At 67.2% G+C, this 12,680-nt stretch carries 9 protein-coding genes; 5 read left to right on the forward strand and 4 right to left on the reverse strand.

The window, feature by feature from the left end; genetic code table 11:
• Positions 1-43 precede the first annotated feature (43 nt).
• The 4 genes from FFS49_RS26435 to FFS49_RS26450 all read left to right on the forward strand — a co-directional run bounded on the left by FFS49_RS26435 (position 44) and on the right by FFS49_RS26450 (position 7,767).
• Entirely contained in the window at positions 44-3,472 is a 3,429-nt protein-coding gene (locus FFS49_RS26435) for a transglutaminase family protein (RefSeq protein ID WP_105816086.1), read from the forward strand.
• 202 nt (positions 3,473-3,674) lie between these two features.
• Positions 3,675-6,281 (forward strand): circularly permuted type 2 ATP-grasp protein, encoded by a 2,607-nt coding sequence (locus FFS49_RS26440; protein ID WP_039357383.1) that lies wholly within the window; start codon positions 3,675-3,677, stop codon positions 6,279-6,281.
• Positions 6,275-7,309, forward strand: a complete 1,035-nt coding sequence (locus FFS49_RS26445) for a transglutaminase family protein (RefSeq protein ID WP_105816085.1) — start codon at positions 6,275-6,277, stop codon at positions 7,307-7,309. Before FFS49_RS26440 ends, FFS49_RS26445 begins: the two co-directional genes overlap by 7 nt.
• Positions 7,310-7,494: 185 nt before the next feature.
• Positions 7,495-7,767, forward strand: a complete 273-nt coding sequence (locus FFS49_RS26450; RefSeq protein WP_105816084.1) for a hypothetical protein — start codon at positions 7,495-7,497, stop codon at positions 7,765-7,767.
• A gap of 64 nt (positions 7,768-7,831) precedes the next feature.
• On the opposite strand, the gene pip is transcribed toward FFS49_RS26450, so the two are convergent.
• Together pip and FFS49_RS26460 are read right to left on the reverse strand one after the other, a co-directional pair.
• On the reverse strand, positions 7,832-8,764 hold the full coding sequence (gene pip / locus FFS49_RS26455) for a prolyl aminopeptidase (RefSeq protein ID WP_105816083.1): 933 nt from the start codon (positions 8,762-8,764) through the stop codon (positions 7,832-7,834).
• 141 nt (positions 8,765-8,905) lie between these two features.
• The gene (locus tag FFS49_RS26460) at positions 8,906-9,100 is read right to left on the reverse strand and encodes a hypothetical protein (RefSeq protein ID WP_137909915.1); all 195 of its coding nucleotides are present in this window, start codon (positions 9,098-9,100) and stop codon (positions 8,906-8,908) included.
• Here FFS49_RS26460 and FFS49_RS26465 point away from each other — a divergent pair.
• Positions 9,092-10,243, forward strand: a complete 1,152-nt coding sequence (locus FFS49_RS26465) for an acyltransferase (RefSeq protein ID WP_105816082.1) — start codon at positions 9,092-9,094, stop codon at positions 10,241-10,243. The genes FFS49_RS26460 and FFS49_RS26465 overlap by 9 nt on opposite strands.
• 37 nt (positions 10,244-10,280) lie before the next feature.
• Here FFS49_RS26465 and FFS49_RS26470 read toward each other — a convergent pair whose 3' ends face one another.
• Both FFS49_RS26470 and FFS49_RS26475 read right to left on the reverse strand, forming a co-directional pair.
• The gene (locus FFS49_RS26470; RefSeq protein WP_105816142.1) at positions 10,281-11,099 is read right to left on the reverse strand and encodes a multidrug ABC transporter ATPase; all 819 of its coding nucleotides are present in this window, start codon (positions 11,097-11,099) and stop codon (positions 10,281-10,283) included.
• A 65-nt stretch (positions 11,100-11,164) separates the two neighbouring features.
• A complete protein-coding gene (locus FFS49_RS26475) occupies positions 11,165-12,508 on the reverse strand; it encodes a hypothetical protein (RefSeq protein ID WP_137909914.1) in 1,344 nt (447 codons plus the stop codon).
• Between the last annotated feature and the right edge of the window lie 172 nt (positions 12,509-12,680).

The following is a 12,680-nucleotide window of genomic DNA, read 5'->3' on the forward strand; positions in this document are numbered from 1 at the left end:
GTGCGACGCGGCGCGCGGCTGGCCCAACCCGAACCGAGCTCCCATGTCCATCCACGTCGCGCTGCATCACACCACCCGCTATCGCTACGACCGGCTCGTCAACCTCGGCCCGCAGGTCGTACGCCTGCGGCCCGCGCCGCACTGCCGGACGCCGATCCTTGCGTATTCGATGACGGTCGAGCCCGCGCAGCACTTCATCAACTGGCAGCAGGACCCGTTCTCGAACTATCTCGCGCGGCTCGTGTTTCCGGAGCGCACCGAGCACTTCGAGATCACGATCGATCTCGTCGCCGAGATGTCGGTGTACAACCCGTTCGACTTCTTCCTCGAAGCCAGCGCGGAGCAATACCCGTTCAGCTATGACGACGCGCTGAAGACCGAGCTCGCGCCGTACCTCGTGTGCGATCCGCAGACGAGCGTGTCGCCGCTGTTCCGTACGTATCTCGACGGCGTCGACCGCACGCCGGCCGGCACCGTGAACTTTCTCGTCGCGCTGAACCAGCAACTGCAGCGCGACATCGGCTATCTCGTGCGGATGGAGCCAGGCGTGCAGACGCCCGAGCAGACGCTCGAACTGGCCTCGGGGTCGTGCCGCGACAGCGCATGGCTGCTCGTGCAGCTGTGCCGCCACCTCGGCATCGCCGCGCGGTTCGTGTCGGGCTACCTGATCCAGCTGACGCCCGACGTGAAATCGCTCGACGGCCCGAGCGGCACGTCGGTCGACTTCACCGACCTGCACGCGTGGTGCGAGGTGTACCTGCCCGGCGCCGGCTGGATCGGCTTCGACCCGACCTCCGGCCTGCTCGCCGGCGAAGGCCACATTCCGCTGGCCTGCACGCCGCAGCCGACCAGCGCCGCGCCGGTCGAGGGGCTGATCGACGAGTGCGAGGTGTCGTTCGAGCACGAGATGACCGTGACGCGCGTGTACGAATCGCCGCGCGTGACGAAGCCGTACACGGAATCGCAATGGGACGGCGTGCTGGCGCTCGGCACGCAGGTCGACGGTGCGCTGGCGGCCGGCGACGTGCGGCTCACGCAGGGCGGCGAGCCGACCTTCGTGTCGATCGACGATCGCGACGGCGCCGAGTGGAACACCGACGCGCTCGGCCCGACCAAGCGCGGCTATGCGACCGAACTCGTGCAGCGGCTGCGCGCCGAATACGGCGACGGCGGCTTCCTGCATTTCGGGCAGGGCAAGTGGTATCCGGGCGAGCAATTGCCGCGCTGGGCGTTGTCGATCTTCTGGCGTGCCGACGGCCAGCCGGTGTGGCACGACCCGTCGCTGTTCGCCGACGAGCGCGAGCCGTCCGCCTATACGACCGACGACGCGAAGCGCTTCATCGACGCGCTGGCCGCACGGCTGAACCTGACCGACGAATTCATCCGGCCCGGCTACGAGGACGTCTGGTACTACCTGTGGCGCGAGCGCCGCCTGCCGGTCAACGTCGATCCGTTCGACTCGAGGCTCGACGACGAGCTCGAACGCGCGCGGCTGCGCAAGGTGTTCGAGCAGCAGCTCGACAGCGTGGTCGGCTACGTGCTGCCGGTCAAGCGCACGGACGATGTGGACGGCCGTGATCGGCCGGGCCTCGACGGCCCGCGTTGGGAGACGGGCCCGTGGTTCTTCCGCGACGAGCGGATGTACCTCGTGCCCGGCGATTCGCCGATGGGCTATCGGCTGCCGCTCGATTCGCTGCCGTGGGCGAGCCGCGCCGACCATCCGTATCTGGTCGAGCGCGACCCGTTTGCGCCGCGTGACACGCTGCCTGACGCCGCCGCGATCCGCGCACGCTACGCCGGCCCGTCCGATGCGCCGCGCTACCTGTCCGGCGTGCATCGCGAGGCAGCCGCGCAGACCGTGATGCAGTGGCGCGACGACGGCACGGCCGGGAACGGCCGGCCGGCCGCGCGCGACCCGGGTCGCGCCCCCGAGCGCTTCGAGTCGGCCGCGTGGATCACGCGCACCGCGCTGTGCGTCGAAGTGCGCAACGGCATCCTGTACCTGTTCATGCCGCCGCTTGCCGCGCTCGAGGATTATCTCGACCTGCTCGGCGCGATCGAGCTGACCGCGCACGCGCTGGGCGTGAAGCTCGTGCTCGAAGGCTATCCGCCGCCGCGCGACGCGCGGCTGAAGCTGCTGCAGGTGACGCCCGATCCCGGCGTGATCGAGGTGAACATCCATCCGGCCAACAACTTCGACGAGCTCGTCGATCACACGGAATTCCTGTACGACGCCGCGTGGCAGTCGCGGCTGTGCAGCGAGAAGTTCATGGTCGACGGCCGCCACGTCGGCACGGGCGGCGGCAATCACTTCGTGCTGGGCGGCGCGACGCCGGCCGACAGCCCGTTCCTGCGCCGCCCGGACCTGCTCGCGAGCCTGATCGCGTACTGGCACAACCATCCGTCGCTGTCGTACCTGTTCTCCGGGCTCTTCATCGGGCCGACGAGCCAGGCGCCGCGCGTCGACGAAGCGCGTAACGACCAGCTCTACGAGCTCGACATCGCGTTCGCGGAGATCCAGCGCAACAAGCTGCTGTTCGGGCAGGACATGCCGCCGTGGCTCGTCGACCGTGTGCTGCGCAACCTGCTGATCGACGTGACCGGCAACACGCACCGCAGCGAGTTCTGCATCGACAAGCTGTATTCGCCGGACTCGTCGACCGGCCGGCTCGGCCTGCTCGAACTGCGCGCGTTCGAGATGCCGCCGCACGCGCGGATGAGCATCGTGCAGCAATTGCTGCTGCGCGCGCTGGTCGCGCGTTTCTGGGCCGCGCCGTACACGACGCCGCTCACGCGCTGGGGCACCGCGCTGCATGACCGCTTCATGCTGCCCGCGTTTCTTCAGATGGATTTCGACGACGTGCTGACCGAGCTGCGCGACGCCGGCTTTGCGTTCGATCCGGCGTGGTTCGCGCCGCACTTCGAATTCCGCTTCCCGCTGTTCGGCCAGATCGCGGTGAACGGGATGGAACTGTCGCTGCGCGGCGCGCTGGAGCCGTGGCACGTGATGGGCGAGGAGGGCGCGCCCGGCGGCACGGTGCGCTACGTCGATTCGTCGGTCGAACGGCTCGAAGTGCGCGTGACGGGGCTGAACGACAACCGGCACGTCGTGACGGTCAACGGCCGCGCGCTGCCGCTGCAGCCGACCGGCACCGTCGGCGAATACGTCGCGGGCGTGCGCTACAAGGCGTGGTCGCCGCCGTCCGCGCTGCATCCGACCCTCGGCGTGCACGCGCCGCTCACGTTCGACATCGTCGATACGTGGCTGCAGCGCTCGCTCGGCGGCTGCCGCTATCACGTCGCGCATCCGGGCGGGCGCAACTACGCGACGTTCCCGGTCAATGCATACGAAGCCGAGAGCCGCCGGCTCGCGCGCTTCGTGGAGATGGGGCACACGCCGGGGCGGATGGATGTCGCGGCTGCCGCGCCGAGCCGCGAATTCCCGTTCACGCTCGACCTGCGGCGGCCGTGACCGGACGATGACGATGCGCGGTTCGCGATACCCGGCGGTTCCGGTCGCTGGCGGCCCCGCCGGAATGCTAGGATGCGGGCAGATTGCGGCCGCGCGCCGCAGCCCGCTGCCCGGGTGGCGGCGCGTGTGCGCGGCTGTGCCCTGACGACGGAACGATATCGTGCCGCCCATTGACACCGATCATCTCGCCGCCCTCGACGCGATGCCCACGCTTTTCGATACCGGCGCGCAGCCGGATGCCGCGGAACTGGCCGCCGCGCTCGCGGCGCCGGCTGCCGCCGGCCGTTACGACGAACTGCGCGGCAGCGCGGCGGGCCTGAACGCGCCCGCGCTTGCGCCCGCATGGCGCAGTTTCTTCACGTCGATCGGCAGCGACGGCGTGGCCGACCTCGATCGCCGCGCCGACGCGCTGCACCGGCGTATGCGCGAGAACGGCCTGTTCTATCAACTGCACGAGCAGCGCGCCGGCGACGGCGCGGCCGGCCCGTGGTCGCTCGACCTGCTGCCGCTGATCGTCACGCCCGAGGACTGGGTCTCGATCGAGCGCGGCGTGCTGCAACGCGTGCGGCTGCTCAACGCGACGCTGGCCGACCTGTACGGGCCGCAGACGATCCTCGAGCGCGGGCTGCTGCCGCCCGCGCTCGTCACCGGACATCCCGGCTACCTGCGCGCGATGCGCGGCGCACGCGTGCCGGGCGATACGTGGCTGCACGTCGTCGCGTTCGATCTCGCGCGCGGCCCGGACGGGCAGTGGCGGATCGTCGCGCAGCACACGCAGGGCCCGGCCGGCCTCGGCTATCTCCTCGAAAACCGGCTGATCGTGTCGCGGCTCTTCCCGCGCGGGTTTCGCGGGCTGCGCGTGCAGCGGCTCGCGTCCGCGTACCGCGCGCTGCTGCAGAGCATGCAGGCGCTCAGCCCGACTCGAAAGAATTCGCGGATCGTGTTGCTCACACCGGGGCCGCACAGCGCGACGTATTTCGAGCACGCGTATCTCGCGCGCTACCTCGGCCTTACGCTCGTCGAAGGCGGCGACCTGACCGCGCGCGACAACCGGGTGTTCCTGAAGACGCTGAGCGGGCTCGAACCGGTGCACGGCATCCTGCGGCGCGTCGATGACGCGTGGCTCGACCCGCTCGAACTGCGGCCCGATTCGATGCTCGGCGTGCCGGGGCTGCTGCAGGCGGTGCGTGCGGGCAACGTGCTGCTCGCGAACGCGCCGGGCTCGGGCTTCCTCGAATCGCCGGCGATGCTCGGCTTCATGCCGCGTCTCGCGGAAGCGCTGCTCGGCGAAACGCTGACGCTCCCGGCCGTGCATTCGTGGTGGTGCGGCGAGGCGGCTGCGTGCGACGACGCGCTGCCGCAGCTCGCGCGCGGCATCGTCAAGGCATCCTATCCACCCGACGTGCAGGAAGGCGGCGCATTCGAGCCGGTGATCGGCGCGCGGCTCACGCAGGCACAGCTGGCGGAATGGCGCGCGCGGATTCTCGCGCGGCCCGAACATTACACGGTGCAGGCCGACCTGCCGTTGTCGCAGGCGCCGACCTGGCCGCGCCACGACGCACCCGACAGCAACGGCGGTGCACGCATCGTGCCGAAGCCGGTGCTGCTGCGCGTGTTCGCGCTCGCCGACGGCGCGCAGCGCTGGCGGCTCCTGCCGGGCGGGCTGTCGCGGGTCGGCACGCGCGACACGCTGTTCAACGCGCCGATGCCGCGCGGCGGCAGCACCGTCGATACGTGGGTGATGACCGAAGGCATCGTCGATTCGACGACGCTGCTGCAGACGCACCTCGGCCCCGACGACCTCGTCGAACGCCCGCGCGCGATCGCGAGCCGCGCGGCCGAGAACCTGTTCTGGCTCGGCCGTTATACCGAACGCGCAACCAACCTGATGCGCCTCGCGCGCGCGGCGCTCGAACGGCTGCGCGGCGAGGACGACGTCGACAGCCCCGCGCACCTGGAACTGCTCGACACGCTGTGCCGCGATACGGGCCTGATCGCGGCCGACGCGCCGAACGCCGTCGATGCGCCGCGTGCATTCCAGCACACGCTCGCGACGTCGCTGACGCGCGGCGCGGATCGCACGTCGGGCATTGCGTCCTGCCTGTTCGGCATGCGTGGCGCCGCCGCCGCGATCCGCGAGCGACTGTCGAGCGACCAGTGGCGGCTGATCGACGACGCGACCCAACTGTTCGCGGACAGCGCCGGCCAGCCGGAAGCCGAAGAGCAGATCGGCAACGAGGCGCTGCAGTTGCTGGAGCGCCTCGGCCTGCTGCTCGGTGCGATCACGGGTGCGCAGACCGACAACATGACGCGTGACGATGGCTGGCGGCTGCTGTCGATCGGCCGGCAGATCGACCGGCTGGATTTCCTCTGCAGCGTGCTGAAGGCGGCCTTCGACGAGGGCGCGGTGCACCGGCAGGACGGCTTCGAGCTCGTGCTGGAGCTGTTCGACAGCACGATCACGTTCCGTTCGCGGTTCCAGCGCGGCTTCGACGTCGCGCCGCTGCTGTCGCTCGTCGTGCTCGATACCGACAATCCGCGCTCGCTCGGCTGGGTCGTGCAGGCGCTGCGCGGCCGGTTGACGAAGGTCGAGCGCAGCGAAGGCTACGCGCTGTCCGAGCTGGCCGAGACGATTCCTGATGTTCCCGCGTGGTCGCTGCACGAGCTGTGCGAGACCGCCGACGGCGGCCGGCACGACAAGCTGCTCGAGGCGCTCGACACCACGGTGAAGGCGGTCTGGGAGTTGTCGAACCGGATCGGCGAACGCTATTTCAGCCACGTGCGCGAAGCGGGCAGGACGTTATGGTGACGACGAAAGGCGCGGCGAAAGCGCCGCATGGTTCCGGCAATGCGCGGAACGCATCGACACCGGCAGCAAAGCCCGCCGTTGCGCCCGGCCGGTTGCTGCGCGTCACGCACGACACCGAATACCGTTACGCGGCGCGCGTCGAATCGGCGCAGCACCAGGCACGCCTGCAACCGCTCGTCACGCCGCGCCAGCAGGTGCTGTCGTTCGCGCTCGACATCGATCCCGCGCCGGAATCGGTCGGGACCGAGATCGATGCATTCGGCAATGCGCGCGCGTCGTTTGCGTTGAACCAGCCGCACGATGCGCTGCTCGTGCGCAGCCGCAGCACGGTACGCGTGACGCCGCCGGTGTGGTCGCGCGGTGCGCGCGGGGAGCCGCCGCCCGCCATCGCGAAACCCGACCCGAAGCAGGCGATGGCGTGGGAAGCCGTGCGCGATCGCTTGCGGTTTCGCGCGGGGCAGCCCTACGACGCGGCGAGCGAATTCGTGTTCACGTCGCCGCATGTCGCATGCGATCCCGAACTCGCCGCGTACGCGGCGTCGAGCTTCACGCCGCAACGGCCGCTCGTGCAGGCTGCGTGGGAGCTGATGCGGCGCGTGCATGCCGATTTTGCGTATACGCCGAACAGCACCGACATCACGACGTCGGCGCTCGACGCGCTGCGCTTGCGCAAGGGCGTATGCCAGGATTTTGCGCACGTGATGATCGGCGCGCTGCGCTCGCTCGGGCTGGCCGCGCGTTACGTGAGCGGCTACCTGCTCACGCAGCCGCCGCCCGGGCAGCCGCGCTTGATCGGCGCCGACGCGTCGCATGCATGGGTCGAGGTGTACGACCCGGCATGGCCTGAGGACAACGGTTGGCTGCAGCTCGATCCGACCAACGATCGTGCGCCGGGCGACGACTACGTGATGCTGTCGATCGGCCGCGACTATGCGGACGTGACGCCGCTGCGCGGCGTGATTCGCGGCGGTGGTGCGGATCAGGAGCTCAAGGTTGGCGTGACGGTGGAGCCGCTCGACGCGCCCTGACGTATGCGGCATGCCGCGTGCCCGCGCGAATGCCGTTTAAGTCTTCGTTAATACTGCACGCCTAGCATGGTCATGCCGGCGACCGGATCGGACTCGATCCGGGGCGCCGGCGGCACGCGCGGGTGCGCCGACGTCACGGCGCCGCACCGTCGCGCATCGCCATTCCCTTGTAACGGCGGCGGACCATGATCAAACAATTCGACTACACGCTCGGCAGCGACACGATTGCGCTCTGCGCGAGCTTCGGCGCGGGGCCGGCGTGGCGCCGCGTGCTCGTGAGCCGTGCGGATTCGATGGAGACGCTCGTGGTGCTCGACGCGCGCGGGCTGTCGGGCTTGCTGAAGGTGGCGACCGAAGCGCCGGAAGGGCTGCTCGACGATGCGATCCGCAAGGTCGGCGACGAACAGCTCGTCGAACGGGCGATCAGCGGCAAGACGATCGTCGAAGCGGCGCTTTGACCGGGCGGTGCGTGAGTGTGCCGGCAGGCACGGCCGCACGCACCGCGTTGCATTTTGATTACGCTTACGCGGCGAACCGGTCCGTCGCCGCGATCAGTGCTTCCAGAATCCCCGGCTCGTTGTACGCATGCCCCGCGCCGGGCACGATCTCGAACGTCGCATCCGGCCATGCCTTTGACAACTCCCATGCGGTGCGCGCGGGCGTCGCGACGTCATAGCGGCCCTGCACGATCACGCCCGGGATGCCGGCGAGGCGATGCGCGTCGCGCAGCAACTTGCCTTCCTCGACGAAGCCCTTGTTCACGAAGTAGTGGTTCTCGATGCGCGCGAACGCGAGTGCGTAGTGCCCGTCAGCGAAGTGCGCGGCGAGTTTGGGATCGGGCAGCAGCGTGATCGTGCGGCCTTCCCAGATGCTCCACGCGCGCGCGGCTTCGAGTTTCGCGGCTTCGTCGCTGCCGGTCAGCCGGCGATGGTAGGCGGCCATCAGGTCGCCGCGCTCGGCTTCCGGAATCGGTGCAACGAAGTCTTCCCACAGGTCGGGGAACAGCCACGACGCGCCTTCCTGGTAGTACCACAGCAATTCCGCGCGACGCATCGTGAAGATGCCGCGCACGACCAGCGCGCTCACGCGCTCGGGATGCGTTTCCGCGTAGGCGATCGACAACGCGCTGCCCCACGAGCCGCCGAACACGAGCCATTTTTCCGCGCCGACCATCTCGCGCAGGCGCTCGATATCGGCGACCAGATCCCACGTCGTGTTGTTCTCGAGGCTGGCGTGCGGCGTCGAGCGCCCACAGCCGCGCTGATCGAACAGCAGGATGTCGTAGCGCTCCGGATCGAACAGGCGGCGATGGTCGGGGCTGCAGCCGGCGCCGGGGCCGCCGTGCAGGAATACGGCGGGCTTGCCGGCCGGGTTGCCGCAGCGCTCCCAGTAGATGCGGTGGCCGTCGCCGGTGTCGAGATGGCCGTGGGCGTAGGGTTCGATCGGTGGGTACACAGGCAGGCTCCGGATGAAAGTCGACGGGAGGGCGGACGAGGCGCGGGCCGGTGTGCGGGCGGGTACGGTACCGCGGATGTTGCTGCGCCGCAAATTCGTTGCGTGGGCATCGGACCGGCCGCCGCCGGACAAGGCTTGTCATTATGCCCATTCGCCGCGCAGGGCGTCGGCTCGTTCGGGCGCAGCGTCGTTGGCGAGGTGTGTCGCGGCGATTTTTGAAGCAATTTCATTCGGATATTTTTCATACAAAATCGCGGCGACGTGTCGGCGGGCCAGTCGGGCGCCGACCGAATCCTCTTCCTTTACCGTGCCAACGGAAACCAGCCGATGAACCATCGCGTCACGCAGTTGACCGGGTTGCGCGCCGTCGCGGTCGCGATGGTGGTAGTCGGGCACGCCGAGCACGTACTGCCCGGCGGCTACACGGGCTGGTATGCGCCGTTGCGGCTGATCGCCGACGGCCGGCTCGGCGTGCTGATATTCTTCGTCCTCAGCGGCTTCCTGATCACCAACGTATTGCGCGCAGAGTTCGCGCGCACCGGCGGCATCGCGCTGACGTCGTTCTACGTGCGTCGCGCGCTGCGGATCTGGCCGGCCTGCTACGTGTATCTCGCGGCGGTCGCGATCATGGCCTTCGCCGGCTGGTTCGACGTCGACCGCCGGCAGTGGCTCTATGCGGCGCTGCACCTGTGGAATTACTCGGCGTGGTTCGGGCTGACCGGAGACAACGTGATGCATCCGGACGGCGCGTGGTATCTCGGCCATTTCTGGTCGCTCGCGCTCGAGGAACAGTTCTACTGGTTCTGGCCGCTGCTGTTCGTGTATGGGATGCGCCGCGGCGGCACGCGCTGGCTGGCCGCGTTGATCCTGGTCGTGCCGCTGGTGCGCGCCGTGACGTATTTCGTTGCGCCTGCGCTGCGCGGGCAGCTCGGGATGATGCTGCACACGGGCGTCGATTCGATCCTGATCGGCTGCTATGCGTCGCTCAACCGCGAACGGCTCGAAGCGTGGATTCGCACTTGGCGTGGCGAGACAAGCATCGTGACCGCGATCATCGTCATCGTGCTGATCGGCATGCCGCTTGCCGAGCATCGGCTCGGCGGGTTCTGGAATGCGACGTACGGCGTGACGCTTGAGGCCGCGTTGATCGCGATCGTGATCGTCGTGCTGAATTTCCGTAGCGAGTTCTGGTGTGCGCGGTGGTTGCGTGCGCGGCCGGTCGTGTTCGTCGGCACGATCTCGTTCAGCCTGTATCTTTGGCAGCAGCCGTTTGCGAATCCGGATCTGGCCGTGCCGCATGCGTTTCCGCTCGGGATCGTTTGGGCGCTGCTGGCTGCGACGGCCAGCTATTTTCTCGTCGAGAAACCGTTCCTGCGGTTGAAGGATCGATATTCGGCGCGCGAGGCGCGACGTGTGCGTGATGATGCGCTGCGGATGCCGGCTTCGGGTGAGGCGATCGGAGCGAAGGTGGCGGAGTAGGCGGGTGGGGGAGACTCACCGCGGCTTCACGTCACCGTCATTTGAATCGCCTCTTCGAGGCAGGCGAATACCAGAAGTCCCGGTACATATCGCTCCCGTAAGATTTGCCATCGTATTTGACGACAGTGCGCACGGTGCGTTTTCCGGCGTCCGGTTGTTTGTCGTCGTTGCTTTCAGCGTTCATCACGTGTGCCGTAATCGACAGATCCGCAAAGCCGTTGTGCGACGTCTTCTCGACCGCAATCGTCATGCGGGCGGACTCGCTGCGCAGGTCGCTGGTATCGGGGCCGCACGCGGTGCCTGTGGTGGCGACCCAGCCATTGAGATTGGTGCCAAACACGGGGCGGACACGGGCGCCTTCGCGAATCCACAGTGTCAGTTCGTTCTCCATGTAGGCATCCGGGCAGCTCGGTCCGTGCGCGGTGCTGCTGAACACGACGCCGAATGCCCGTACATCTGGCGACAGCCGGTACGGTGCAGTATCGATGCGATAACTGTTCTCGCCGATCTGTATCGCTGCGTCCTCCTGAATCACCGAACGGTCTGCCGCCACGACCTTGACACCTTCGACGAGTGCGACGACCTGCAGCTTGCTGCTTTCGTCGGGGTTCTTGCTTTTGGGAAGCGAATCGAATGCGACGGCTGCGATCGTCGTTTCCGGCGCGTTCGGCATGACCTTGCAGGCCGACGCGACGACGAGCCGATCCGCGTCGCGCGTGGCGATGCGTGCGCTCGCGATGCCGGCCCAGCGGGCGACGGCCGTGACGGTTTCGTCGCTACAAGCCTGGCTGTTGGCTGCGTGGACGATGGGGGCGGCGGCGAGCGCCAGCAGCGGGGCGAAGCGGAGGATTCTTATGGTCATGATGGAAACGGTTCTTCTTGGATTCCCGTGGATGTGCCTGATGAGCCCCACGTTGACATTCACGCGTTACGGAGTTCCTTGAATTTGCGATTCAATGTTTCACGCTCATCGTCGAACAGAATGGGTAAGTCCACCCAGCTTTGATATAGCGGCCCAAGCCAGCAACAGTGCCCGGAATCCGGTCGCCAGCCCTCCAACTTCTCGAAGTGTCGGTGAATATCAAGCGCAGTGGCCCGCTGCGCGACGGATATCCATGCGAGTGCTCTGATTGCCGCTATCGTCGCCCAATCACTGGGCCCGAGCAACGCGCTATATAACAAGCTCCGCCGAATCGATCCCTCCCAGTCGCCGCCATACTGCGCGATGATCTGCATGACAACCATTTGCACTCGTGTCAACCAGGCAAGCGCTGAGATTGATTCCTTACGGCCGGCCGGTATGGCAGGGGGATGTACGATGCACGCGAATACCTGAAGTATTGCTTCCTCGCTGAGCGAGGCGGCAACGTGACTCGCTTGCGCCCAATTTCGCGGTGGGAAATACGGTTCGAGGGCCAAAGCCGATACGGTTTCCCGTATGTGAAGCGGAGGGGGCGGCAGCGCAGGCGCTGCTTGATCCTCTTCGTAATGCCAGAGGGCATATTCGACTGGTTCAACGGGTTGGCGAGGGTCGGGGGACGGAATTGCCTCGGCATGGATGCTGATATTGCACTGCGTTCTGCCATGGGACGCCAACTCGAGGCGCAACGCCAAAGCGTTGCTGGGTGCCTCCAGCGACGAAACCCGTATGTTGATGTTTTCGCCAGAATCGACAGGGGTACCGGCTCGAATCAATTGATCACGCAGCTCTCGAAGAATGTTTGCGCAAGCATCCTGCGGCTCCGGCAGTGCTCCCTGTGCTCGAAACCACAAACTGTTCGCACGCTCGTTACCCTCGCCGGCAAGACCGACAAGTTGCGCCAGCCGAGTATCGTCAGCACCCTCTTTCCACTGGCAGTACAAGAGCGACGGCCGCGCCCAGGGATGCTCCGGCTCCTGTTGTATTACCGCCTCGTACCAACCCCGCGCGGTGGCCCACCCTTCGCAGTCTAACCAAGTATCGGCGGCTTCGAGATACGCACTGAGGTCGTCAGGGCGCATGCCGACGGCTTTGCGAAAAGCATGTTCCGCGTCATCTGGACGGGACATTTGTCGCAGGACCAGACCACGCCCGACCGCGGTGAACCAATCCTGGATATCGGCTAGTGGACCCGCTAAACGGAGCGCCTCCTCGAATTCCCCTGCGCGGCGCAAGAGTCCAAGGCGCAGCATGGTCCACTGTAGGCGAAACTCGCTCGCCGGTACGACTCGTGCCGATATGGCTGCCCATCGGCGAGCATCGAGCAACTGATAATGTCCGGACATCGAAGCTTCCGGCGTGCGTGAGATCACATTGCCGAACAAGCGAATCTGTAGATTTGAAGTGTATTAGCCGGGACTTGATCTGACAGGTAGTCGGGCCGACAAAGAACGAGTCATCAATGGGGGATGAGTTTCTCCTTGGCGAGATCGAGCGAATCGAGGAAAGTGCGCATCG

The sequence above is a fragment of the Burkholderia sp. 4NA327C6 genome, assembly GCF_005502655.1.
Classification (GTDB): Bacteria; Pseudomonadota; Gammaproteobacteria; order Burkholderiales; family Burkholderiaceae; genus Burkholderia; species Burkholderia contaminans.